Annotated in this window: 25 protein-coding genes and 1 tRNA gene; 16 read left to right on the top strand and 10 right to left on the bottom strand. The window is 65.5% G+C overall.

Going from position 1 to position 24,487, the window contains the following annotated elements; all coding sequences use genetic code 11:
- Window positions 1-4 precede the first annotated feature (4 nt).
- Window positions 5-1,681, bottom strand: coding sequence for an MFS transporter (locus HLH29_RS11210; RefSeq protein WP_220791490.1), 1,677 nt, complete (start codon window positions 1,679-1,681; stop codon window positions 5-7).
- Window positions 1,682-1,708: 27 nt separating this feature from the next.
- On the opposite strand from HLH29_RS11210, the gene HLH29_RS11205 reads away from it, so the two are divergent.
- The 5 genes from HLH29_RS11205 (at window position 1,709) to HLH29_RS11185 (ending at window position 5,595) form a co-directional block, all read left to right on the top strand.
- Window positions 1,709-1,870, top strand: a complete 162-nt coding sequence (locus tag HLH29_RS11205) for a hypothetical protein (protein ID WP_182966777.1) — start codon at window positions 1,709-1,711, stop codon at window positions 1,868-1,870.
- Window positions 1,821-2,741, top strand: coding sequence for a LysR family transcriptional regulator (locus tag HLH29_RS11200; RefSeq protein ID WP_182966775.1), 921 nt, complete (start codon window positions 1,821-1,823; stop codon window positions 2,739-2,741). The genes HLH29_RS11205 and HLH29_RS11200 overlap by 50 nt, the downstream gene beginning before the upstream one ends.
- 168 nt (window positions 2,742-2,909) lie before the next feature.
- Window positions 2,910-3,803, top strand: a complete 894-nt coding sequence (locus tag HLH29_RS11195; RefSeq protein ID WP_182966773.1) for a hypothetical protein — start codon at window positions 2,910-2,912, stop codon at window positions 3,801-3,803.
- Window positions 3,804-3,858: 55 nt separating this feature from the next.
- Window positions 3,859-5,205, top strand: coding sequence for a DUF4214 domain-containing protein (locus tag HLH29_RS11190; protein ID WP_182966771.1), 1,347 nt, complete (start codon window positions 3,859-3,861; stop codon window positions 5,203-5,205).
- A gap of 12 nt (window positions 5,206-5,217) precedes the next feature.
- The gene (locus HLH29_RS11185; protein ID WP_182966769.1) at window positions 5,218-5,595 is read left to right on the top strand and encodes a hypothetical protein; all 378 of its coding nucleotides are present in this window, start codon (window positions 5,218-5,220) and stop codon (window positions 5,593-5,595) included.
- 331 nt (window positions 5,596-5,926) lie between these two features.
- On the opposite strand, the gene HLH29_RS11180 is transcribed toward HLH29_RS11185, so the two are convergent.
- From HLH29_RS11180 to HLH29_RS11170, 3 genes are all read right to left on the bottom strand, one after another.
- Window positions 5,927-6,271, bottom strand: a complete 345-nt coding sequence (locus HLH29_RS11180; protein ID WP_182966851.1) for an acyl-CoA thioesterase — start codon at window positions 6,269-6,271, stop codon at window positions 5,927-5,929.
- Between the two features lie 107 nt (window positions 6,272-6,378).
- The gene (locus HLH29_RS11175; RefSeq protein WP_182966767.1) at window positions 6,379-7,836 is read right to left on the bottom strand and encodes an AMP nucleosidase; all 1,458 of its coding nucleotides are present in this window, start codon (window positions 7,834-7,836) and stop codon (window positions 6,379-6,381) included.
- 51 nt (window positions 7,837-7,887) lie between these two features.
- The gene (locus HLH29_RS11170; protein ID WP_182966765.1) at window positions 7,888-9,033 is read right to left on the bottom strand and encodes an energy transducer TonB; all 1,146 of its coding nucleotides are present in this window, start codon (window positions 9,031-9,033) and stop codon (window positions 7,888-7,890) included.
- Between the two features lie 182 nt (window positions 9,034-9,215).
- Between HLH29_RS11170 and HLH29_RS11165 the strand changes: the two genes are divergently transcribed.
- The gene (locus tag HLH29_RS11165; protein ID WP_182966763.1) at window positions 9,216-9,887 is read left to right on the top strand and encodes a DNA-3-methyladenine glycosylase family protein; all 672 of its coding nucleotides are present in this window, start codon (window positions 9,216-9,218) and stop codon (window positions 9,885-9,887) included.
- Here the strand turns inward: HLH29_RS11165 and HLH29_RS11160 are convergent.
- Together HLH29_RS11160 and HLH29_RS11155 are read right to left on the bottom strand one after the other, a co-directional pair.
- Window positions 9,871-10,662, bottom strand: a complete 792-nt coding sequence (locus HLH29_RS11160; RefSeq protein ID WP_182966849.1) for an alpha/beta fold hydrolase — start codon at window positions 10,660-10,662, stop codon at window positions 9,871-9,873. The two genes, HLH29_RS11165 and HLH29_RS11160, sit on opposite strands and share 17 nt — an antisense overlap.
- A 74-nt stretch (window positions 10,663-10,736) precedes the next feature.
- Window positions 10,737-11,723, bottom strand: a complete 987-nt coding sequence (locus tag HLH29_RS11155) for an NAD(P)H-quinone oxidoreductase (protein ID WP_182966847.1) — start codon at window positions 11,721-11,723, stop codon at window positions 10,737-10,739.
- Between the two features lie 291 nt (window positions 11,724-12,014).
- Between HLH29_RS11155 and HLH29_RS11150 the strand changes: the two genes are divergently transcribed.
- Window positions 12,015-13,913, top strand: a complete 1,899-nt coding sequence (locus HLH29_RS11150; protein WP_408871966.1) for a chloride channel protein — start codon at window positions 12,015-12,017, stop codon at window positions 13,911-13,913.
- Between the two features lie 196 nt (window positions 13,914-14,109).
- Here the strand turns inward: HLH29_RS11150 and glnA are convergent, their stop codons facing one another.
- A complete protein-coding gene (gene glnA, locus HLH29_RS11145) occupies window positions 14,110-15,570 on the bottom strand; it encodes a type I glutamate--ammonia ligase (protein WP_182966761.1) in 1,461 nt (486 codons plus the stop codon).
- Between the two features lie 144 nt (window positions 15,571-15,714).
- Window positions 15,715-16,053 carry a P-II family nitrogen regulator gene (locus HLH29_RS11140; RefSeq protein WP_182966759.1) on the bottom strand — a complete coding sequence of 113 codons (339 nt, stop codon included), beginning with the start codon at window positions 16,051-16,053 and terminating at the stop codon, window positions 15,715-15,717.
- A 221-nt stretch (window positions 16,054-16,274) separates the two neighbouring features.
- Between HLH29_RS11140 and HLH29_RS11135 the strand changes: the two genes are divergently transcribed.
- Both HLH29_RS11135 and HLH29_RS11130 read left to right on the top strand, forming a co-directional pair.
- Window positions 16,275-17,447, top strand: a complete 1,173-nt coding sequence (locus HLH29_RS11135; RefSeq protein ID WP_182966757.1) for an aminotransferase — start codon at window positions 16,275-16,277, stop codon at window positions 17,445-17,447.
- A gap of 96 nt (window positions 17,448-17,543) precedes the next feature.
- Window positions 17,544-17,619 (top strand) — tRNA-His (locus HLH29_RS11130).
- A 133-nt stretch (window positions 17,620-17,752) separates the two neighbouring features.
- On the opposite strand, the gene HLH29_RS11125 is transcribed toward HLH29_RS11130, so the two are convergent.
- Window positions 17,753-18,628 carry an NADH-ubiquinone oxidoreductase gene (locus tag HLH29_RS11125; RefSeq protein ID WP_182966755.1) on the bottom strand — a complete coding sequence of 292 codons (876 nt, stop codon included), beginning with the start codon at window positions 18,626-18,628 and terminating at the stop codon, window positions 17,753-17,755.
- Entirely contained in the window at window positions 18,625-19,968 is a 1,344-nt protein-coding gene (locus tag HLH29_RS11120; RefSeq protein ID WP_182966753.1) for a hypothetical protein, read from the bottom strand. Before HLH29_RS11120 ends, HLH29_RS11125 begins: the two co-directional genes overlap by 4 nt.
- A 215-nt stretch (window positions 19,969-20,183) precedes the next feature.
- Here HLH29_RS11120 and rplM point away from each other — a divergent pair, with 215 nt between their 5' ends.
- The 7 genes from rplM to HLH29_RS11090 all read left to right on the top strand — a co-directional run bounded on the left by rplM (window position 20,184) and on the right by HLH29_RS11090 (window position 24,453).
- Window positions 20,184-20,666, top strand: a complete 483-nt coding sequence (gene rplM / locus HLH29_RS11115) for a 50S ribosomal protein L13 (RefSeq protein ID WP_182966751.1) — start codon at window positions 20,184-20,186, stop codon at window positions 20,664-20,666.
- A gap of 4 nt (window positions 20,667-20,670) precedes the next feature.
- Window positions 20,671-21,171 (top strand): 30S ribosomal protein S9, encoded by a 501-nt coding sequence (gene rpsI, locus HLH29_RS11110; RefSeq protein WP_182949950.1) that lies wholly within the window; start codon window positions 20,671-20,673, stop codon window positions 21,169-21,171.
- A gap of 216 nt (window positions 21,172-21,387) precedes the next feature.
- On the top strand, window positions 21,388-22,611 hold the full coding sequence (locus tag HLH29_RS11105; RefSeq protein WP_182966748.1) for an MFS transporter: 1,224 nt from the start codon (window positions 21,388-21,390) through the stop codon (window positions 22,609-22,611).
- Between the two features lie 255 nt (window positions 22,612-22,866).
- Complete coding sequence (locus tag HLH29_RS11100) at window positions 22,867-23,148, top strand: ribbon-helix-helix protein, CopG family (protein WP_182966745.1); 282 nt, start codon at window positions 22,867-22,869, stop codon at window positions 23,146-23,148.
- Window positions 23,145-23,351 (top strand): type II toxin-antitoxin system RelE/ParE family toxin, encoded by a 207-nt coding sequence (locus tag HLH29_RS11095; RefSeq protein ID WP_246374142.1) that lies wholly within the window; start codon window positions 23,145-23,147, stop codon window positions 23,349-23,351. The genes HLH29_RS11100 and HLH29_RS11095 overlap by 4 nt, the downstream gene beginning before the upstream one ends.
- A 1-nt stretch (window position 23,352) precedes the next feature.
- Window positions 23,353-23,430: a hypothetical protein gene (locus HLH29_RS19635; RefSeq protein ID WP_338030226.1), complete on the top strand. Its 78-nt coding sequence runs from the start codon at window positions 23,353-23,355 to the stop codon at window positions 23,428-23,430.
- 93 nt (window positions 23,431-23,523) lie between these two features.
- Window positions 23,524-24,453, top strand: a complete 930-nt coding sequence (locus HLH29_RS11090; RefSeq protein WP_220791482.1) for a carotenoid biosynthesis protein — start codon at window positions 23,524-23,526, stop codon at window positions 24,451-24,453.
- The last annotated feature ends 34 nt before the right edge of the window (window positions 24,454-24,487 follow it).

The following is a 24,487-nucleotide window of genomic DNA, read 5'->3' as shown; positions in this document are numbered from 1 at the left end:
GGAATCAGTGGGCAGGAGCCGTCGCCGACGGCGGGCGGGGCGGATAGACGCGGCGGGGCAGGACGACGTTCAGCACGGCGTAGAACAGGCAGACCCAGATCAGGATGAAATAGATGTCCGCCAGTCCCAGAACGAGCGCCTGCTCGCGTATGTAGGTGTGAAAGACCTCCAGCGCGTTGCGCGCGACATGCGCGGCATCGGGCGAGGTCCCGGCAAGCTGCTGGCCGATCGGGTCGCCCAGCCCCTGCAACGCCAGCCCGTGCGTGCCGTGATGGTCGAGCAGCATGGTGGAATGATACTGTTCCCGCCGCCGCGTCAGCGCGGCGAACAGCGCGAAGGCCACGGCATTGGCCAGCCCCTTGAGCATGTTGACCATGCCCGAGATGAACGGCCCGTCGGCCGGCCCCAGCGCCAGCGTCGCCAGCATCAGGGTCGGAATCACCGTCATCGGCTGGCCGAACACCTGCAGGATCTGGATGAGATAGAAATTGTCCCGCACCCAGTCGGGCGTCAGCCAGGTGCCGCACCACGCAGCCGCCGCCAGGCACAGCATGCCGCCGGCCAGCACATAGCGGCAATCGACACGACGGCTGTTGCAGATGGCCGCAATCAGCGGAAGCATGATCAGTTGCGGCAGCGCCACCACCAGCGAGACCGGTGCGGTCTGGATCGGCCGGTAGCCCCGCACCTCCTCCAGATACAGCGCCGGCAATTCGGCCATCAGCCCGCAGATCGCCAGAATCCCCACCAGCGACAGCAGCGAAGCCTGGATATTGCGCGACAGCCAGTAATGAATCTTGAAATACGGGCTGGGATGAAACGATTCGTTGATCAGGAACACGACGAACGCGGCCCCGCCCCACAACGCCAGATGCGTGATGACGGGCGAGCGGAACCAGTCCAGCCGGTCGCCCTGATACAGCACGATCACCAGCGAACAGATGGCGGGCAGCCCCACCAGCAGCCCGAACCAGTTGAATTTCTCGAACCGCTCCAGATGCATCGGGTCGCGCGGCAACCCATAGGCCAGCATCGCCACCGACAGCGCGGCCAGGGGAATGATCTCCCAATAAAGCCAGTGCCAGCCGACATGCTCGAACCAGAACGCTTCCAGCGGCAGGCCCAGATTGGGGCCGAACGTGGCACTCATGGCATAGCCGCCAATGCCGAAAACCCGAATTTCCGCCGGCAGATATTTCAGCATCACCGTCATCAGCACCGGCGGCAGGCACCCCGCCATCAACCCCTGGAACGCCCGCAGCACGCAAAGCGACGTGATGTCGGGCATGAAGGGCGCTGGAATGGCCAGCAGCGCCATCGTCGCGGTGACGAAGATCGAAAAACGATAGATCGAAAACGTCATGTAGAACCACGGCGTGAACGCCATGGACGCGATGTTGAACGCCTCGTAGATGGTAGTGAACCAGGTGCCCTCATCGTGGCCGATATGCATGGCACCACGAATGTCGGACAGGCCGATTTCCGTCACATGCTCGTTGAACCCCGCCACATGCACCGCCAGCAGCATGCCCAGGCAGCCGATGATCGTGCGCAGCCCGAAGGGCGGAATGTACGACGGCACCGGCGGCGCGGCATGGATCACCGGCGCCGCCGGGGCAGCCGCCGTCGGCAGAGGGGCCGGTATGGTCAGCCCATCCGGGGCCGCCGCGCCGCCGCGCATATCATGGGGGTCGGAAATCATGGCCGGATGATCATCGAAATCGAAACGCCGAAAACCTCCATTCCGATTATGTCAGGCTTCCACTTTCCGGAAGCGTTTCCGCTGGCCTTTCCCCTGCGCGAAAAGATAGGCTGCCCGGATGCGTGGATACGATCTCGACCTGTTGCGCTTCCTTCAGGTGCTGATTGAAGAGCAGAGCGTCTCCATCGCCGCGCGGCGCATGCATGTCAGCGAACCGGCGATGAGCCGCCACCTGGCCAAATTGCGCGGCGTCTTCGGCGACCCGATCCTGGTGCCCTCGGGCCGGCACCTCATCGCCTCGGCCTTCGCGCTGGGCATCCGCGACCGGGTGCAGGCGGTGGTACGCGCCGCCGACGGGCTGATCGAAACCCAGGTCCTGGCCGACCTGCGCAACATGGCGCCCAAATTCACCATCCGCGCCAACGATGTCGTCATCGCCCCGCTGGCGCTGCCGCTGCTGCGGGCGCTGCGGCACAATTGCCCGAACTGCGAACTGGTCTTCGCGCCCGAAGTCGACGACGCCGCCAATCAGGCCCTGCGCGAGGACGCGATCGACCTCTATATCGGCGCGACCGACATGCTGAAGCCGGAAATCCGCCGCCAGACCATTTTCTACAACATCATGAAGGCGCTGGTGCGAAAGGACCACCCGATCTTCGCCGAAGGCATCACGCCCGAAGCCCTGACCCGTTACGACCATATCAGCGTCTCGCGCCGCGGCCGCGCCCACGGCCCGATCGACCGCATCCTGCGCGACCAGTACGGCCTGTCCCGCCGCATCGTCCTGGTCGTCCCGCATTACAAGGCCATGATCGACAGCATGCGCGACACGGACCTCATCGTGACCCTGCCCGACATGGCCCTCTACCGCGTGCCGCTGGCCGAACGCGGGCTGGCCCTGTTCGACTACCCGTTCCCGCTCCCCCGCGTCGAAGCCTTCCAGGCCTGGCACCCCAGGCGCGACAACGACCCGGTCCACCGCTGGCTGCGCGAAACCATCTTCCGCGTCGCCCGCCAGATCCAGAGCGAACTGAACTGACCTGACGTTGCCGCGCGCACCCGCAGCGGGCGCCACATCGGGTCAGGTCGCGTCGCGCGTATAAGCGACACCTGACGCGTTCCGCACCATCAACGGCAGCACATTGTTCAACATTCGAAAAAACCACAACAAACCACGATTTTGACTCTTGCGTACCAGGAAACGGGCATGCAACGTATTGTTACATACTACATCGTAACGTTGCATTGGTGCGCGATGTCCAATCTAGCGATCCGCCGTTCCTTGAAGCTGGAACGGCCTATTTCCGATCCGTATTCCCGGACGGACCATCCGGCTGGCGACGCAACCGGCGGCAGGGCGTATGACGGCATCCCGGCCGCAGACGCGCTTCCGGACAAAATCGATGCGCCCGCCGCTATCGTGGCGATCGGCCGTCGCGCCGGTTCAGTCTTTCCAGAAGACCATTCTTACGAGTATCACCGGCAGCCGGCGTTTCTGAGCGCCCTTGCCGCTCGCCATGACCAACAAAAAGGTCACGTAGTGGTGCCGGCAATTCAAATGCGCCCTTCGCGCGCTGCGACAGGCCAGGCAGACATGCCCGGCGCCTCAGGTCAGACGACGGACATACAGGACAGCAGCCAGTCCCAGTCTTCGCCATCCTCCACGCTATCCGCTCGGCCGGCCATGACCGCCATGGAATTCATGTCCGACAGCGACGAAGGTGGATTTTCTGTTTCGGCGGGAGATGATGGCGGCGGAATGGATGGAAGCGACAATGGCGAGGGCATAACGGTCACAGGCTCTCCCCCTTCATCCGGAGATGGCGGCGGCGACCTGTCGACCCCCGGCAGCACAATGCCTTATACGCCGCCTGCGCCGCCCGCATCCGGCGCGAGCACGGAACATATCACCGTTCATGGCCACGCCGTCACCGTCATCAACGGTGTGGCCTACCTGACGAGCGATTCGGGAAACGGGATTGCGACCTATCAGTCGTCGTCGGGCGCATACGTTCCGATCAAGCTGTCGGATATCGACCAGAACATCGCGGACGACACCCAGAACCTGCTTGGCCGCTCCGCGAGCGAGGGCGGATTATAACTCCGCCTACCAGCAATTTTCCGAAGGCCAGTCGCCCAATCAGGTCCGGAACGCCATGGCGCATTCGTCGGGTGCGCAGGCCGCTCTTCAAAACGTCTATCACGACGTTCTGGGTCGCGACATCGACCCGGGCGGTCTGACGACGTACGAAAACGGGTTGGGCACGATCATGACGCTGTCCCAGGTCCGCACCGTTGTCGCCTATTCGCAAGAAGCACAGAACGACGTCAATGCGATTTACCAACAGGTTCTGGGCCGGCCCGTTGAAGCCCAGGCGTTGAGCGATACCGAGAACGGACTGGCCACCGGCATGACCCTGGCGCAGTTTCGAAGCAACACCGCCCATTCGCAGGAAGCGCAGAACGATATCAACAGCATCTATCTCCAGGTGCTGGGGCGTAATGCCGATCCGGGGGGAATGAACTCCGCCGAAGATGGCCTCGCCACCAATCTGACTCTGGACCAGCTTCGCTATAACACCGCTCATTCGCAGGAAGCCGCCAGCGCGGTCGGCAACGTCTATGATCTCCTTCTCAACCGAGGGGCCGACAGTGGCGGTTTGCAGACGTATCAGAATGAACTGGCGAACGGCACCACGCTGAACGGCGTCATATCGGAAATCGCCCAATCGGGTGAAGCCGGCACTCAGATTTCCAATTTCCTGAACGGCACGCTCGGCGAGGTCTCCGACGATCTGGTGCATGCCGGACAGACGATGCTGACCGGCATCACGCAGGCTTATGAGACGGTCAAGAACTACACGTCGGATCAGCTTCAGGCAGCGGCAAATGGCTTTCAGGCCACATTTTCGTCGGCCGGAAATGTTCTCGACAGCCTGATGCCCAAGACACAGGATCAATGGCTCGGCCTGGCGGCGACGATGGCGGTTATGGTAACGCCCGCTGGCGAGGCCGTCGCCGCCGCAGACCTCCTTGCCGTGGGTGGCGAGGAATTGCTGGCGACGGCTTTGGACACGGAACTCGACACCGCGACAGTTTATTCGGCGACCGGGGCATCCGTTTCAGGACTTTCGGCGGAAGCCTCGGCAACGTTTGATGAACTGGCAGCTTTTGATCCTAAAGCGTCCGGTGCTACCTTGCAGCTCGATGCGAACACGACAGTCACGCAGGTAGCCAGCACGAGATATCAGAAGGCGAATCTCAACTTTTCCGGAGGAAATGAGGAAGCGGTAGAGACATTTTTTCGAAAGCTAACTGGATATACAGGAAGTTTGGATAACGCAAAGGCGGCATCATTTGGAAATGGCGGTGTCGTGTATTTAGTCCGAACTTCCAGAGGAGTAGTATCACTGCGAAATGTCTCCGCGTCGGGAAAGGATTGGACTATCCAGTTCGCCCCTATTTTGAGCAATGGTGTTGAAAAAGTTAAGTTTGAATTTTGAATAGGAATTGTCGTGTTGGAATATAAAGAAAACTTTGACGAATTTATGTTGAGAATAAATACCCAGAATGGGCTTGGGATATGGTGGATATTGAATCTTCATAACGAAAAACAAATGAAAACAAGGGAAAAATTCTTAAAACTAAAGGAGTTTTTTGAATATGCTATTTTCCATAACAGGATTATCGAATACGATTTGGAAAACCAGAAAGCTATCTTCTCCGGTGACGAGCCAGGCACTGTTTTTGATCGGATTTTCGCGGATTTTCCGTTGGATCAATTGCCGGAATATGATGGCGATAACGATAACAGATTCATTGCTTATATGGCTGTTAAATTTAATGGCTGGGCTGTTCTTAACGAGGGAACAACACTTTGTATTCCTGATTGATAATGCGGCTGTCGAGTAGGAGGAACCCGGCATCACGCAAGCCTGCGAGACGGTCAAGAATGATACGCTTTGGGTGGGAGAGACTCTCCCGCATAGGGAGGAGATTGCTAATGGAAGACGGGACCCGCCACGAAGCCGGATTCCGCAGGATGGCGGCGTAGCTGCCGTCCGAAGATGGCCCGTCTCGGCGTCAGTGAAGCCGATCGTCCCCGGACTTGTCCCGGCCGCCCGCCCAACTGATTGCAGTAACGCATCCCCCCGCCGACTGCGTCTGCAATGGCACCGAGGGCCCGAACGCGAGGATGCCGATCTTTCCATCACATGCCCGTCCTCAGCGCGGCATCTCCGGCGGCAGCGGGCGCGGCCGGCGCTCGTCGTCGATGGCGACGAAGGTGAACACGCCCTCCGTCACCTTCACCGTCTCGTGCGAATGGCGCGCCCGGCGCCAGGTCTGCACATGGATCGACATCGAGGTCCGGCCGGTGCGGATAATGTCGGTATACAGGCTCACTTCGTCACCGATCAGCACCGGCTGGTGCAAAATCACCTTGTCGATCGCCACCGTCACGCAACGCCCCCTGGCACGCAGGGCCGCCGCCGTGCCGGCCGCCAGATCCATCTGCGACATCAGCCAGCCGCCGAAAATATCGCCCGCCGCATTGGCATCGGCCGGCATCGCCACCACGCGGATGGTCGGCTGGCCGGATGGCGGCACGGGGACGGCGGATGGCTGGTCTGGATCGGTCACGCACTCTTCTCCTTGCTCGGCCCGCAGCGATGCGCTCAGCGGAACGGGGGCTCGTCGAACCCGCGTAGCTTGCGCGAATGCAGCCGGTCCACCCCCTGCGCGCGCAACTGGCGCATGGTCTCGATCCCCACCGTCAGATGCTGGCTGACGCGCTCGCGATAGAAGGCATTGGCCATGCCGCGCAGTTTCAGTTCGCCATGCAGCGGTTTGTCCGACACGCACAGCAAGGTGCCGTACGGCACGCGGAAGCGGAACCCGTTGGCGGCGATGGTGGCGGACTCCATGTCGACCGCGATGGATCGCGACATGTTGATCTGCGTGAACAGGGCGCGAAGCCGCAATTCCCAGTTCCGGTTGTCGGTCGTCATCACCGTGCCGGTGCGCAGCCGCGTCTTCAGTTCGGAGTCATGCAGCCCGGTCACGCGCGCCGTCACATCCTGCAACGCCACCTGCACCTCGGCGATCGGCGGCACCGGCACCCAGGGCGGCAGGTCGTCGTCCAGCACATGGTCGTCGCGCACATAGCCATGCGCCAGCACATAATCGCCCAGCCGCTGCGTCCGCCGCAGCCCGGCGCAATGGCCCACCATCAGCCAGCAATGCGGCCGCAACACCGCCAGATGGTCGGTAATGGTCTTCGCGTTGGCCGGGCCGACACCGATATTGACCAGCGTGATCCCGTCCCCATCCGGCCGGCACAGATGATAGGCCGGCATCTGCGGCAGCGATCCGGCCATCGGCGGCCGGGCCGCATCGCCGCGCCGATGTACCTGGTCGCCAGGCTCCACGAAGCGGTCATACTCGCCCCCCGCATCCACCTGCGCACGCCCGTAATCGCGGAATGCGTCCACATAGCGCTGGTAGTTGGTCAGCAGGATGAACCGCTGCACATGGCGCGGCGCGGTGCCGGTATAATGATGCAGCCGCGCCAGCGAATAATCGGTGCGCTCGGCAGTGAACAGCGACAGCGGCCGGGGCTCGTCCGGGCGCGGGATCAGCGCGCAATTGGCAATGCTGTCGTCGGTGGCGTGCAGGTCGGGCAGGGCGTAATGGCGCTGCAACAGGCGCAGATCGTCCTCGGTGATGGCGGTCACCGCCTCTTCCATCACATAGGGCAGCGGGATCGGCCGGCGCGACCGCCCCACCAGCACCGGCTGGCGGTAATGGTGCAGCAGGATGCCGATCTGCTCGCGCCAGTAATCGCGGAACAGTTCCGGGCGCGTCAGCGTGGTGCCGTAGAACCCCGGCTCCAGCACCACGTCGAAGGGCGGGCGCGTATCCTCGGCCAGCGGCGCGCGTCTGACGGCAAAGCCCAGGTACGGATAGGTCGGCACCACCGGCCCGGCCGGCTGCCGCCGGCCGAAGGCCGCGCGCAACTCCTGCACGGCCGATTCATAGAGTTCGGCAATGCGCCGCACCGCCGCCTCGGCATCGTCGAACGCTTCGAAATCCGTGCCCACGCGATCGCGGATCGCGGCGAAATCGTCACTCATGCGCCATTCTCCCGCTGCAAGCGCCCCGACCGGCGCTCCCTGCCCAAGGGATCAGCGCCGGATCAGGATATAGTTGATCGTCACGTCGATATCGAAATGGTCGCCCGCCATGTCCGGCGGCACCGGGGGCAGCTCGGCTCCATGGAACATGCCGGTGGTCGCGGCATCCAGATAGTACGAGCCCGACTGGCCGGTCAGGCGCACCCCGCGCACGCGCCCGCTGCGGTCCAGCACCACATGCACGGTCGAGGCCCCGTCGTCGCCCGCACGGGCGGCCTCCTCGGGATAATACATGTGGCTGCGGATCCAGCGATCGATCTCCTCGCCATAATCCTCGCTGACGCCCCGCACCTGCGTCTGGCTCGAATAGGGGGCGTTGAGCTGCCCGTTGCGCACCACCGGCCCCACCGACAGGTCGATCGGCCCGCCGGAACCGCCCGCCCGCCCGCGCCGCTGGCGCACCGGCCCCGGCGACGGCGCGAAGGACAGATCCATCGGATGATCGAACGGCGAGGGCGCATGGCTGGGCGTGCGCTGCCGGGCCGTCTGCGTGTGGCGCGGCGTGGGATGCGCCGTGGGGTGCGCGGCCTGACCGGGGCTCTGCATCGCCGGGTTGGGCGGCGTGGTCGAGGGCTGGTCGGGCAGCGTCTGGTCGGAGGGCGTACGCGGTAGCGGCGGGGCGGCCGGCGTCTGCGGCGACGGCACGCTGGGCGAGGGCGAGGAATCGCTGGGCTGCGGCTGGTCCGGCTGCGGCGTGGTCGGCGTGGGCTTGGCCTGCGATCCGCTGCCTCCCGCCTGGTCGGGCGAATTGCGCCCCTGCAACCCGCTGGAGGCCGGCGGGGTGAACATCATCTCGACCGACTGCGATTCGGGCGCGGCCGATCCCCCGGCATGGTGGCGCGCCGCCTGCAGAATGATCGCCAGCAACACCAGATGCAGCGCGGCAGACACCGCCAGAACGGTGGCCACCCCCGGTTCGGCCACCGTATCCGGCCGGATCATCGGCGCGCCGCTCTGCTTCAGCGGGCGATAGCCATCCGGGCGGCCGACCAGCTCGGGGCGCAGGCCCTCGCGCCCGTCGGGCCGTTCGGGCGGCTCGGGCTGGCGTGCCGCACGCTCCCGAACATCCGCGCGCGGGATCAGGACGGGCTCCTCGGCCTGGCGATGGCGGGAGGAAGGACTGAGTGTCACCGTCATGAAGTGCCGGGAGTCTCCGCGTATTCGCCTGCGGCGCGTGGTCTTTCGGGACCCTAGCCGCTGGCGGCCCCGTTGTCATGATACCATGCCATCATGAGATCGTATCATGTTGTCACCGCCGTCACGGCGGTGCCACGCCGATTTAACGGTCGGCCCCTATCTGCACTAAGCTCCCGGCCATCATGACATCCTCCATTCCCTCCCCCGCGCAGGACCGCGCCATCCGCGCCCACCTCTCCGCCGCCGATCCCGACCTCGCGGCCCTGGTGGCGCGGGTGGGGCCATGCGGCCTGCGGGTCGAGGCCTGCCGCGCGCCCTACGAGGCGCTGGTCAACGCCATCGCCCACCAGCAGCTTCACGGCCGGGCGGCCCTGGCCATCCTGGGGCGGCTGGTGGCCCTGGCGGGCGGTACTTTCCCCAACCCCGAGACGCTGCTGGCCTTCCCCGAGGCCGATCTGCGCGCCTGCGGCCTGTCCGGCACCAAGATCCGCGCGATCCAGGGCGTGGCCCAGGCCCGGCTCGACGGCACCGTCCCCTCCCGGCAAGAGGCCGAGTCGATGACCGACGACGACCTGATCGCCCGCCTGACCACCCTGCGCGGGGTCGGGCGCTGGACAGTGGAAATGCTGCTGATCTTCTCGCTGGGGCGCACGGATGTGATGCCGGTCGACGATTTCGGCGTGCGCGAGGGCTGGCGGGTCATCAAGGGTCTGGACACCCAGCCCCGCCCGGCCGCCCTGGCAGCCATCGCCCGCGACTGGAGCCCCTACCGCTCCGCCGCCGCCTGGTATCTATGGCGCGCCGCCGAGGCCGCGAAGGCCGCAGCCGGCCGATACGTCAGTACCGGTTCGTGAAATCTTCTACCAGGGTGGCGAAACGGGTGGGGTTCTCGACATGCAGCCAGTGGCCGGCATGCTCGATCAGTTCCAGATGGTAGTTGGGGAACAGCCGGCGCATCACCCCATAATGCTCCCGCCGGATATAGGGTGAATTGCCACCGGCCAGGAACAGCGTCGGCCCGGGATAGGTGTAGCCTTCGGGGATATAGGGCCAGCTTTCGATATTGGTCATCGAGCCCACGATCTCCTTCAGGCCGATGACCCATCCCGGATTCTCGCCCAGCCGGATATTCTGCAGCATCAGCGCCCGCACATCGGCATTCGGGATTTCGGGCAGCAGCAGGGCATCGGCCTCCGCCCGGTTCAGATAATGCGGAAAGCGCACCCGCAGCATCTGCTCGCCCAGCGAGAACTGCCCGTGCCCGGTGCGGGCGGGCGGAATGTCCGCCACCACCAGGCTGTGCACCATGCCCGGCCGGGTCAGCGCCAGCGTCATCGCCACCTTGCCGCCCATCGAATGGCCCACCAGCGTCGCGGGTAGGGCCGCGTGATGGGCCAGCGTGTCCAGCAGGTCCCCGGCCATGGTGTTGTAGTCCATCGGCCCATGCGGGCTGTCGCCATGGTTGCGCAGGTCGATCGCCAAAGTCCGCCGCGTGCGGGCCAGCCGACGCTGGAAGAAGCCCAGATTGCGGGCACGCCCGAACAGGCCATGCAGCAGAACAATGGGCGGACGCGCGGACGAGGCGTCCGATACATCCTCGGGTCCACGCGCGATGACGTTCAGCAGCACGATGGCATGGTCCTTCACCTTGTCCGCGCAGGAGTCCGCGAGGGGCCGGGATTGGCGCGATCGATGTTATAACACTAACGCAGGTCGAGCACGATCTTGCCGGAATGGCTGCCCGATTCCATCAGCTTATGGGCTTCCACCACCTCGGCAAGCGGAAAGGTCGCGTGGATCAGCGGCGCGATCGTCCCATCCGACAGAAGGGGCCACAGCACCGCGCGCAGGCCATCGGCCACCCGGGCCTTGTACGCTCCGTCGCGCGGGCGCAGCGTGGTGCCGGCCACCGTCAGGTGACGGGTCAGGATACGGCCCACGCCGACCTCCTGCGCGCGGGCGCCACCTTGCAGCGCAATGATCACCAGCCGCCCGCCCGGTGCCAGGCAGCGCAGGTTGCGGTCCAGATACGGGCCGCCGATCACGTCCAGCACCACATCCACGCCCCGCCCGCCGGTCAGTTCGTCGATCCGCGCGACGAAATCCTCGTCCCGATAGTCGATCGCGGCCTCGGCACCCAGTTTCAGGCACAGCGCCGCCTTCTCGGCCGACCCCACGGTGACATAGGGCACGGCACCCAGCGCCCGCACGGTCTGGATCGCCGCAGTGCCGATGCCGCCCGCCCCGCCATGGATCAGCACGGTTTCGCCGGGGACGACATGCGCGGTCATGACCAGGTTCGACCACACGGTAAAGAACGTCTCCGGCAGGGCGGCGGCGCGGATGGCGTCGAACCCGTCCGGCCAGGGCAGGCACTGCCCGGCGGGCACGGCGCAATATCCGGCATACCCCCCGCCATTGGTCAGCGCGCAGACCGGCGTGCCGATCGCCGGCCAGTCCGGCGCGTCCGGCCCCTTCGCCACCACCTCGCCGGCGATTTCCAGCCCCAGGATCGGGCTGGCGCCCGGCGGCGGCGGATACTGGCCCTTGCGCTGCATCAGGTCGGGCCGATTCACCCCCGCCGCCTGCACCCGCACCAGCACCTCGCCCGGTCCGGGCACGGGCAGGGGGATGTCGGCCAGGCTCATCGATTCGGGCGCGCCGGGTGCGCGGACGATCACCGCGCGCATGGTAGGGGGCAGGGCAGGGGACACGGGCATTTCTCCGCGATCGGGGCCGCAAGGGCGGCATGGTAGGAGGCTGTTTGAAAAGTGTCGATGCCGAGCAAGAGCGGGCCGAAGGGCCGCGGCCGGCGTGTGTTTTTGAGCATCGCAGCGCAGCGGCCTTGATGGCCGCCCGCCGCGAAGCGCAGAAAACGCGCGTCGGATTGCCGGCAGCGGCATTTTTCAAACAGCCTCCAAGGCGGAATTCCGGTTGATCCGACAGGCCCATCCCTTCAAATAGTCGCTACGGGCGCCCCGGTGCTGCACCTCACCGGCTGCCGGGCGCCGCGCGAAAGTGACCTGACCGTGCCGTCTTCCACCCTCGGCCTGCTGAACCATCTGCGCCGCCACCGTGGCGCATTCCTGCCCCCGGACGGGGCAGAGGGCGGCGTACGCGACGAGCGGGTGCCCTATGTCCCCCGCCTGCTGCGCGCCCTGGTGCGGGCCGACGAATTATGGCTGGTGGTGCTGGCGGCCTGTGTCGGCTGCGGCGCGGGCCTGCTGGTCAGCGCCATGATCCACGCCACCCTGCTGGCCCACCGCCTGCTGTTCGCCGCCCCCGGCGAGGGCCGCATCTCGGGCCTGCCCGCCATCATCCCCTTCCGCGCGCTCCTGGTGCCCACATTGGGCGGGCTGGTCCTCGGCCTGCTGGGTGTGCTGGTCGCGCGCTGCATCCCCGACCGCCCGGTCGACCCCATCGAGGCCAACGCCCTGCATGGCGGCCGGATGTCGATGCGCGACAGCGCCATCGTCGCCCTCCAGACGGTGCTGTCCAACGCCGTCGGCGCCTCGGTGGGGCTGGAGGCCGGCTTTACCCAGATCGGCGCAGCCACCGGCTCGCGCCTGGGCCGCATGTTCCGCGTCCGGCGCGAGGATCTCCGCCTGCTGGTCGGCTGCGGCGCCGCCGGGGCCATCGGGGCGGCGTTCGACGCGCCGCTGGCCGGGGCGTTCTACGCGTTCGAACTGGTCATCGGCACCTATTCGCTGGCCAACCTGGCCCCGGTCGCGGCGGCATCGGTCTGCGCCATCGGGGTGACCCGCCTGCTGCACAGCGCAGCCCCCGGCGTCAGCGTGATCCTGCCCGCCGAATTGCGGGTGGACGACTACCTGCCCATCGCAACACTCGGCATCGTGGCCGCCCTGCTGGGCGTGGGGCTGATGTATTGCGTCACCCTGGCCGAGGCCCTGTTCCGCCGTTCCGGCCTGCCGGTCTGGATGCGCCCCGCCGTCGGCGGGCTGGTAGTGGGCCTGCTGGCGCTGGTCTCACCCACGGTCATGTCCTCGGGCCACTGGGCAATGCGCGTGGCGCTGGAGCACGCTTACCCCACCGGTTGGGTCCTGGCGCTGCTGGCCATGAAGGCGCTGGCCTCCTCGGTATCGATCGGCGCCGGGTTCCGCGGCGGCCTCTTCTTCGCCTCGCTCTATCTCGGCGTGCTGACCGGCGCCGCCTTCGCCGGCGGGCTGGCGCTGATCTCGGCCACACGGCTTTCGGCCGAACTCTGCGCCCTGGTGGGCATGAGCGCCATGGCCGTCGCGGTGGTGGGCGCGCCCATGACCATGGTCTTCCTGGCACTGGAAATGACGGGCAGCCTGCCGCTGACCGCCGCCGTGCTGGTGGCCTCGGTCATCGCCAGCCTGACGGTGCGCCGCACCTTCGGCTATTCCTTCGCCACCTGGCGCTTCCACCTGCGCGGGGAGTCGATCCGCTCGGCGGTCGATGTCGGCTGGATTCGCACCCTGACCGTGGGCCGGATGATGCGCCACGACGTAAAAATCCTGTGCCAGGACACAAAGGTGCAGGCCGCCCGCCAGGCCTATCCGCTCGGCTCGGCGCAACGCATCGTGCTGGTCGACCAGTCAGGGCGCTATGTCGGCCTGGTGCTGGTGCCGGACCTGTATGTCGACACCGCCCAGCCGGACGAAACCCTCTCCCGCTTCGCCCAGTATCGCGACCAGATGCTGGTGCCGCAGATGAACCTGCGCGAAGCCATCGCCCGCTTCGCCCAGGCCGAAAGCGACGCGCTGGTGGTGGTGGATAGCGAAGAGGGCCGACAGGTGCGCGGCATGCTGACCGAACAGCATGCCCTGCGCCGCTACAGCGAGGAACTGGATCGGTCCCGGCGGGAACTGGCAGGCGAAAAGCGATCCGGGAGCTAAGATCTTCTTTTTCTGAAGAAAAAGAAGCAAAAAGACTTTTATTCGGTCGGTAGCCTCGCAACAGGCAAGCACAAGGCTCCCAAACAGATCAGAAGTTTTTTGGTTCTTTTTTTCAAAAAAGAACAGAACGCCGGCACAAAAAAAGGGCGCCGGCCCCTCACGGTCCCGGCGCCCCTTTCTCCAATCCCGAACGGGATCAGACGGAGTAGTACATCTCGAACTCGGCCGGATGCGGCGTGTGCTCGAACGTGAACACTTCCTGCCACTTCAGGTCGACATAGCTCTCGATCTGGTCCTTGGTGAACACGCCACCGGCCAGCAGGAACTCATGGTCGGCCGACAGGGCCTCCAGCGCCTCGCGCAGCGATCCGCAGACGGTCGGGATCTGCTTCAGCTCGTCGGGCGGCAGGTCGTACAGATCCTTGTCCATGGCATCGCCGGGGTGGATCTTGTTCTTGATGCCGTCCAGGCCGGCCATCAGCATGGCGGCGAAGGCGAGGTAGGGGTTGGCGGTCGGATCGGGGAAGCGGACCTCGACGCGCTTGGCCTTGGGGCTGGTCGCGTAGGGGATACGACACGAGGCCGAGCGGTTGCGCGCCGAATAGGCCAGCAGCACCGGCGCCTCGAAGCCCGGGATCAGGCGCTTGTAGGAGTTGGTGGAGGGGTTGGTGAAGGCGTTCAGCGCCTTGGCATGCTTGATGATGCCGCCGATGTAATACAGCGCCTGGTCCGACAGGTCGGCATAGCCGTTGCCGGCGAAGACGGGCTTGCCGCCCTTCCAGATCGACTGATGCACATGCATGCCCGAGCCGTTGTCGCCATAGATCGGCTTCGGCATGAAGGTCGCGGACTTCCCGTAGGAATGGGCAACGTTGTGCACGCAGTATTTGTAGATCTGCATGAAGTCGGCGGATTCGACCAGGGTCGTGAACTTCGTCCCCAGCTCGTGCTGCGACTGCGCGACCTCGTGATGGTGCTTTTCGATCGGCAGGCCCATCTCGCCCATCGTGGTCAGCATTTCGGCGCGCAGGTCGGCCTCGCTGTCCACCGGCGGCACGGGGAAGTAGCCGCCCTTCACGCCCGGACGATGGCCCATATTGCCTTCCGGATAATCCTTCAGCGACGCGCCGGGGCCTTCGATGCTGTCGAGCTGATAGATGCCGAAATTCGGTCCGGTGCCGAACTTGACGTTGTCGAAGATGAAGAATTCGGCTTCCGGGCCGAAGAAGGCGGTATCGCCCAGGCCGGTCGACTTCAGATAGGCCTCGGCCAGCTTGGCGGTCGAGCGCGGGTCGCGGTTATAGAACTGGCCGGTCGAGGGCTCGATGATGTCGCAGATCAGGATCAGCTGCGGCTTGGCCGAGAACGGGTCCATCACCGCCGTCGTCGGGTCGGGCAGCAGGACCATGTCGCTCTCGTTGATGGCCTTCCAGCCGCCGATCGACGACCCGTCGAACATGAAACCATCGCGGAACGTATCCTGCTCGATGGTCGAGACATGCTGGCAGGTATGGTGCCACTTGCCACGCGGGTCGGTGAAGCGCAGGTCCACCAGCTCCACGGAATGTTCCTGGATCAGGCTGAAGACCTTGGCGACAGCCTCAGCGGAAGGGGACGGAAGGGTGGTCGGAGCTGAACTCTGGGCTTTCTTCGCCATCGATATACCTGCCTTGAACTGAAGGTGCCGCACGACACGGCAGTGGAACGGTTACGAAACTAGGGACCCGTTGTCGATAGGATGATGGGGCCCGCCATCGTCCGCCGGCCTGCGCGTGGCGGAGACGGGATGGGTGGCCGGGGGTCAGACGGCATCTTCGCCGCGTTCCCCGGTGCGGATTCGGATCACGTCCTCGACCGGCATGATGAAGATCTTGCCATCGCCGATGCGCCCGGTGCGGGCGGCAGCCACGATCGTCTCGACCGCGCGATCGACCATGTCGTCGGCGCAGACGATCTCCAGCTTCACTTTGGGCAGGAAATCCACGATGTATTCGGCGCCGCGATACAGCTCGGTATGGCCCTTCTGGCGTCCGAAACCCTTGGCTTCGGTCACCGTGATGCCCATCAGGCCGATTTCGTGCAGCGCGTCCTTCACCTCGTCCAGCTTGAACGGCTTGATGATGGCCTCGATCTTCTTCATGCCCGCGTCGCCACATACTGGGGCGGTGCCGGGGGCCGGGACCGCGCTGTGCCTGGGCGAACCGGTCCGTTCGGCGCGCAAATCGCCTGGCCGGCCGCCCGCGATACCGTGGCACGGGTCGCGCCCACAGGCAATCGGAGCGGATTGCAAAATGCCGGGATTTTCCGCACATCTGCGCGCGGGCGGCCGCAAGGCTGCCCCGCTGTCAGGAAAGAGCGATCATGAAACCGTTGAACAGCATGCTGTCCGGCCTGCCGACGACCATCTTCACCGTGATGTCCGCCCTGGCGGCGCGGCATGATGCGATCAATCTGGGCCAGGGCTTCCCCGATACCGAGGGCCCGGCCGACCTGATCGAGGCCGCCGCCGCCGCCCTGCGCGACGGCCGCAACCAGTATCCGCCCCTGACCGGCGTGCCCGAACTGCGCGAGGCCGTGGCCCGCTCGAACGCCCGGTTCTATGATCTTGCGATCGACCCGGCGAGCGAGGTGATCGTCACCTCCGGCGCCACCGAGGCCCTGGCGTCCTCGCTGATGGCCCTGCTCGATCCGGGCGACGAAATCGTGGTGTTGGAACCGCTCTACGACACCTATGTGCCGATGATCCGCGCGCTGGGCGCAATCCCCCGTCCGGTGCGCCTCACGCCCCCCGACTGGTCGCTGCCCCGCGCGGAGCTGGAGGCGGCCTTCGGGCCGCGCACCAAGGCGATCCTGCTCAATTCGCCGATGAACCCCACCGGCAAGGTCTTCACCCCGGAAGAACTCGCGATCATCGCCGAGCTGGTGGCCCGCCACGATGTCTACGCGATCTGCGACGAGGTCTACGAACATCTCACCTTCGGCGCCCGCCACGTGCCGCTGATGACCCTGCCCGACATGCGCGCGCGCTGCGTGCGCATCGGCAGCGCGGGCAAGAGCTTCTCGCTGACCGGGTGGAAGGTCGGCTACATCACCGCCCCGGCCGCGATCGCCGGCTGCATCGCCAAGGCCCACCAGCTCCTCACCTTCACCACGCCCCCCAACCTGCAACGCGCCGTCGCCATGGGGCTGGACAAGGACACCGCGTATTTCGCCACCCTCGCGTCCGACATGCGGGCCAGGCGCGACCTGCTGTCCAACGGGCTGCGCGGCGTGGGGTTCGACATCCTGCCCTGCGACGGCAGCTATTTCGTGGTGGCCGACATCCGCCCCACGGGCTTCGCGGGCGACGACGTGGCCTTCTGCCGCGCCATGACCGAGCATTGCCGCGTGACCGCCATCCCGGTCTCGGCCTTCTACAGCACCGAGGACGCACCGAACCATCTGGTGCGATTCGCCTTCTGCAAGCGGGAAGAGGTGCTGACCGAAGCCATCGCGCGCCTGCGCGACGGGCTGGCGGATCTGCGCGCCGCATAACCCCTCTGCGGCGGGGAGGGGATTTTTTCATGCCTTCCTGCATGCTGGACGATTGACGGGGCGGAGCCAGTTCTCTACATGACAGCCCGCTGTGTGGCGGACGTAGCTCAGTTGGTAGAGCGCCGGTTTGTGGTACCGGTGGTCGCGGGTTCGAGTCCCGTCGTTCGCCCCAGCGGTTTCCTGACAGGCGCTCAAGGCAGCCTCGGAAACAACAGCATCTTAGAAAATCACTGCTGTGACGAATCGGGGTCAAGGGGTCCGCGACCCCTTGCGGGTCGAGGGCAGAGCCCTCGCCTTCCCCCCAATCAGCGCCCGAACAACCGGCCCAGCCCCTCTTCCAGCCCGATCGGCACCACTCCCAGCTCCCGTTCCATCGGCGCCGTCTCGAATGCCTTGTCCTCCAGAAGCCGCCGGATTTCCGCCGTGCCCACGGACGGCAGGCCCGGCACCATCCGCGTGACCCAGGCGGCCGCCATCATCGCCGCCGCCGGCACCGGCAGCACCGGCCGCGGGCGCAGGCCCGACAGGCGCGCCACCATGGCGGCGAAATCCCGATAGGACAGCGCGGTCCCGCCCGCGATCACCAGCGCATGCGGCCCGTCCCACGGCCGCGCCAGGGCGGCCAGCACGCTGCGCGTCACGTCGTCCTGATGGATCGGCTGCACCAGCGCGTGCCCGCCGCCGGGCAGGGGCGTGAGCGGCAGCCGGCGCAGCAATGCCGCCAGCCGGCGGACATTGTTCTCGCCCTGCGCGCCATAGATCATGGTGGGGTGCAGGATCACCCCGTTCCGCCCCGATTCCCTCAGCGCGGCCTCGCCGGCCAGCACGCCGTTGCCATGCGCGTCGGGCCAGCGGGTGAATTTGCGCGTGCTCCCCAGGCAGACCAGCGTGGCCCCCTCCGGCATCGCCGCCAGCAGGGCCGGCACATGCCGCGCATGCGCGGTGCTGGCCACCCGTGTCGCCCCGGCCAATGCCCGGCGCAGCGCCTCCGGCGGCCCGATCAGGTCGGCCGGCATGGGCGCACCCGGCAGGCCGGTGGCCGCCCAGCGCGCGGCGTCGCGCACCACGGGGATGACGGGCACGCCCTGGCCCAGCAGCGCCCGGCACAGCGCCACCCCCGACCGGCCGGAGGCGCCGATGACATGGACCGGCCCATCGCCGGGGGCAGGGGAATGGGTCACGGCGTGCTGATCGACAGGCCCAGCATGCCGGCCGTCGACGGGTCACCGGCCATCGACAGCGCCACGCCCAGCATCAGCACGCTGATCGGCCGCGGCGGCCGCAGCATCACGCGCAGCCGCTGGTCGGGCTGGGCCAGGAAATGGCCCAGCGCCTGCATCGACGGGTCGGGTGACGCCGCCAGCGCGGCCTGCACCTGCTGGCGATAGGGTTCGGCGTCGACCTGCCGCGCACGGGCCAGCCCGTCCAGCACATGACCGGCCAGCGAGCGATCCTGCCAGTCGATGGTGGCGGAGACGATCCGGGCGGTCTCGGGCATGTTGGCCGGGTCATCGACCGGAATCTGGTCCAGATCGGCCAGGATGGTCATGTGGCCCATCTCCGGCGCGTCGATATCCAGCGGATGCAGCGTCATCGTCCCGGCCTGGCGCTGGATGGTGCTGACGGCATGGATACGGCCGGCAAAATGGTCATAGCCGATCACCCGCAGCAGCGACTGGTCCTGCGGCGGGGTGGGCCAGGCCGTCAGGTCGGTGATCGTGGTCTCCAGCTCGTCCTGGCCGGCGCTCGCCTCCTGCTCGGCCTCCAGATGCCCGACGCGCAGCAGCGGGCTGGCGGTATCGATGGTCAGCGCCGACACGTCGAACCGGCGGCGCCCGACCGTATGGATCAGATGCCCCGATTGCAGCAGGCTCGCGATCTGCCCGGCAAAATCCGGCCCGTCGATGCGCAGATGGCCGATCCCGATCCGGCGCGTCGGCGTCAGGCGGATCTGCACCGCCAGCGTATCCACATCCAGGTGCGAGGTCCGGCCCAGCCCGTAATCGCGGATGGTGGCGTGGGCAACGGTCAGGTCGGTCTGCCCGGCCGGCACCGCCACATGCAGGTCCGTCAGCTGCGCCGAATCCAGCGTCAGCGAGTCCAGGCGCGGCGGGGTCGGGGCGCGGAACAGGTCGGGGCCGGTATTGGGCAGCACCAGCCCCTTCAGCACCAGCGACGCGATCGAGGCCGTGGCCCCCGGCTCCATGATCTGTACCTGCCGCAGCGTCAGGGTGCCGATATGCTGGCCATCGATCGTATTGCCGGTCACCCGGCCCACGATCGCTTCCGAGGCCGTCAGGCTCAGCGCCGGGTTGCGGTAGGTCACGGCCGTCAGCCGCGCCCCGCGCGCCAGGATGCGCGGCGCGGCCGTGGCATAGGTGAAACTGGCACCCGGCCCGATCGCTGCCCGCAGGTCGGCAATCGCTGATTCCATTTGGCTCTGGGCCAGATGCCGCAGGCCCAACCCTCCCACGACCACGATGATCAGCAGCAGGATAAGGGCGGAAGTCAGCTTTTTCACGTATGGGTTACCCGTCTATGGCCGGTGCGACAGCTATAACATTCCCATGGGGATGGGCAATCTCCGCATGAAGGCTGGTATGTGGTATGTGGATACCACACGGCTAGTTCCCCGAAAAATCGGCGCAAAACCCGTTTTTGGCTTGACGCGATGACCGCCTGCGCGGATAACGCGCCACCCGTTACCGCTCCTATCATCAGACGGAACACAAACAGATGAAGACCACCCTCTCGCTGAAGCCCGCAGAGGTGACGCGAGACTGGATCCTGATCGACGCCGAAGGCCTCGTTCTGGGACGTCTCGCCGCCATTATCGCCCAGCGCCTGCGCGGCAAGCACAAGCCGCAGTTCACCCCGCACGTCGATTGCGGCGACAACATCGTCGTGATCAACGCCGAGAAGATCAGCCTGACCGGCAACAAGGTCGGCCAGAAGCTGTTTCACTACCACACCGGCTATCCGGGTGGCATCAAGCAGCGCACGATCACCCAGCGGCTGGAGGGCAAGAACCCCGGCCATGTGGTGGAGAAGGCGGTCGAGCGCATGATCACCCGCGGCCCGCTGCAGCGCGCGCAGATGAAGCACCTGTATGTCTATGCAGGCGCCGAGCATCCGCACGCCGGCCAGCAGCCCAAGACGCTCGACGTCGCGGCGCTGAACCGCAAGAACACCATCAACACCCAGAAGATCGGGGCCTGACACCATGTCCGAAACCCAAGAGCGTACAGGCACGCTGGCCGACCTGAAGGGTGCCGTCGCGACTGGCCAGGTCGTCTCCACGCAGGACGCCCCGGTCTACGAAGCCAAGCGCGATGCGCAGGGCCGCTCCTACGCCACCGGCCGCCGCAAGGACGCGGTTGCCCGCGTGTGGATCAAGCCGGGCAAGGGCGACATCACCGTCAACGGCCGTCCGGTCGGGACCTATTTCGCCCGTCCGGTGCTGCGGATGCTGATCACCCAGCCGTTCCTGGTGGCCGACCGCTACAACCAGTTCGACGTCTACTGCACGGTCACGGGTGGCGGTCTGTCCGGCCAGGCCGGCGCGGTCCGTCACGGCATCAGCCGCGCGCTGACGCATTACGAGCCCACGCTGCGCGGCATCCTGAAGGCCGCCGGCTTCCTGACCCGCGATTCGCGCGTTGTCGAGCGCAAGAAGTACGGCCGCGCCAAGGCCCGCCGCTCCTTCCAGTTCAGCAAGCGCTGATTGCTCTTCTGGCCGGCGGCGCGGCAACGCGCCCCGGCCGGCGGACATCAAACGGGGGATATCCGGCCCATGCGGCCGGATATCCCCCGTTTTTTTTGCCCGTACCGTCTGCCGACATGGCAGCTTTCGCCGCGCGGGCGGTAGCCGGTTCGCCCGCCACGCGGTTACGATGATCTTTCAACGCCCTGTCGCATGACACGACCCGCGAGATCATCCATGCTGCGCATCCCCCGCGTCTTCCGGTCGCTGCGGAACGTCAATTACCGGATCTGGGCCGTCGGCGCCTTCGTCTCCAATATCGGCACCTGGGTGCAGCGCACGGCGCAGGACTGGCTGGTCCTGACCGAGCTGACGCATCATGACGCCTCCGCCGTCGGGCTGGTCATGGCCCTTCAGTTCGGGCCGCAGATGCTCCTGCTGCCCTGGACGGGCTTCGCTGCCGATCATTTCAACCAGCGCCGGCTCCTCATGGTCACGCAGGCAGCGATGGGCATCCTCGCCCTGGCGCTGGGCGCGTTGACGGTCGGCGGCATCGTCCAGCTCTGGCACGTCTACGTCTTCGCCTTCCTGTTTGGCTGCGCCGCCGCGTTCGACGCCCCGGTCCGCCAGACCTTCGTGGCCGAACTGGTGGGGGAGAGGGACCTGCACAATGCCGTGGCGCTCAATTCCACCTCGTTCAACGCCGCCCGCCTGATCGGCCCTGCCGTGTCGGGGCTGGTCATCGCCGCAACCGGCACCGGCTGGGCCTTCCTGATCAACGGGGCCTCCTTCGTGGGGGTCCTGATCTCCCTGGCCACGCTGCGCGTCGCCGCCCTGCGCCCCAATGCCCGCGCCCACCGCAGGAAGGGCAATTTCATCGAGGGGTTCCGCTATGCGTGGGGCCGCCCGGACCTCCGCGCGATCCTGGTCATGCTGTTCCTGATCGGCACATTCGGCCTCAACTTCCCGATCTTCATTTCCACCATGGCCGTCACCGTCTTTCATGCCGGCGCCCGGGGCTATGGTGTCCTGTCCTCCATCATGGCGCTGGGCTCGATGGCGGGCGCCTTTCTCGGCGCCGTCCGCACGGCGCCGCGTTTCGAGTCTCTGCTGACCGGCGCGGGCGTCTTCGGGCTCGGCTGCGCGCTGGCCGCCATCGCGCCGAGCTACTGGTCCTTCGCCGCCGCCCTCATCATCATCGGCGTGGCGGCGCTGACCGTCACCAACACGAGCAACAGCCTGATGCAGCTTTCCACCCCGCCCGAAATGCGCGGCCGGGTCATGGCGCTGCGCGTCGGCGTGGCCCTCGGCGGCACACCGATCGGGGCGCCGATCGTCGGCTGGGTCGCCAACAGTTTCGGCCCGCGCTGGGCGCTGGCCGTCGGCGCGACAGCCGGGCTGGCCTCGGCCCTCGTCGCCCTGCTCACCCTGCCACGGCGCGAAACGCGCGCGCCATCCTGAGCGGGCATCCGGTTTTTCAAAACCTGCCGCGCGTTCAGGGGGCGGGGAGTGCCGGTCGCCGCTTGATGGACGTCTATACGTTGCTGACACACGTAACCTCGATAACGAAGGCTATCCCTTTGATGGCCCGATGCGCAGCATCGGGACGACCGGACGTTCCTGATTTCCTCCTTCCCAGCGTGTCCGCCCATAGTTCTGTGGCGTTTCGCATGCTGATTGACTATGATTGGATTCGATTAAAACCGGAGGACCCCCGTGGGACAAGCACCGGAGACCCGCGTGATCACCGCGCATGTGCCAGCCGCGCTCGCCGAGCAGGTCGATCAGATCGCCCACCGGCTCGAACGCTCGCGGGGCTGGATCGTCAAACAGGCGCTAAGCGCCTATCTGGCGCAGGAAGAAGAACGCGACCGCCTGACCCGTGAAGCCCTCGCGGACGTGGATGCCGGGCGTGTCATCGACCACAGCGCCATGCGGGCCTGGGCCGACAGCCTCTCCACGGACCGGCCTTTGCCCCGCCCATCGTACGATAAATGAACATCCGATGGACAGACAAAGCGGCGGGTGACGTCACGCGCCTGCATGATTTTCTTGCCCTTTATAATCCGGCGGTGGCGGCGCGAAACGTGCAGGCCCTCATCGCCGCTCCCGAACGTCTGATCGCCTTCCCACGGATCGGCGAAAGCCTGGCGCAATACGATCACCGAGAGGTCCGGCGATCTCCTGATCGGCGACTATGAAGTGCGTTATGAAATCGCCGGGGACAGCATTTACATTCTCCGTATCTGGCACAGCCGCGAGCAACGTCAGGACGACTGAAACCCGCCTTTGCATGCGATGGTCTGTCATCTGTTTCCTCCGGCGGGCGTCCTGACGCGCCGGTCGATCTTTGGGTCCAGCCAGGATTACACGATGAGACGAAGCCTGATGCGCTCAGGGATATCGATTGGTCCCGCGATCCTCATCTTACTGATTATTTTGCTTGGTGGTGGAACGGGTTTTGTCGCCCAGGCAATAGCTGCAATCTCTATCGCTGCGCTCTCCGCTCATTCGGTCCTTGCAATCGGATGGAAGGAAGCCGCCACCTTCCTTGTTGTTTGTCTGTTCATTACGTTTACGATGGAGAACATTGGAGTGCTCACCGGTTTTCCCTTTGGCCGGTACACTTTTCTCGTCGGAAAAAATTTGCCACACATTGGTGTCATACCAATTATCGTAGGCCCATTATATTTCGGAATGGGTTATGCTTCGTGGGTGATCGCCAATTTTTTGATTGGCACAAAGGTTGATCGTCCCCAATCTCACTATATGCTTATTGCCATACCGATAATCTCTGCTTTTGTGATGACGCAATGGGACATCGTTATAGACCCGTCCGGGTCCACCTTGGGTCGGGCGTGGATCTGGTACGATAGCGGCGGCTATTTTGGTGTGCCAATCTCCAATTTTCTTGGGTGGCTCCTGGTTACTTGGGTATATTTCCAAATATTTGAGATTTTTATTTATTTTCGCAGGGATCTCCCTACTTATCGACTTTCTTCACCGCTATTTTGGGCATTTCCCGTCCTGCTCTATTTGGCAGCAGGTCTTTGCCACATCATTCCCTTTCTTACGGCAGCCTCCGACACAAGGCTTGTGGACGCGGCCGGTCGTGCCTGGTCGGAAAGAGCGCTCCAAGAGACCACGGTAGTCGTAATGCTTTTCACAATGCTTCCGACCAGTCTCCTAGCCCTGCTCCGTCTTGCGGCGCCATCATCGGACCGGCACGGTAAGCGAATCATGACGGAAGGGAGTGTGAGAACGCGCAATCACAATACGACGAACGATAACCCGCTACCGTAACGACGGTCGGTCACCGGAGCCCGTTGTGACCTGG

The organism is Gluconacetobacter tumulicola (assembly GCF_014174215.1).
In the GTDB taxonomy this organism is placed as follows: domain Bacteria; phylum Pseudomonadota; class Alphaproteobacteria; order Acetobacterales; family Acetobacteraceae; genus Gluconacetobacter; species Gluconacetobacter tumulicola.
This window is presented reverse-complemented; position numbering and strand designations above follow the sequence as displayed.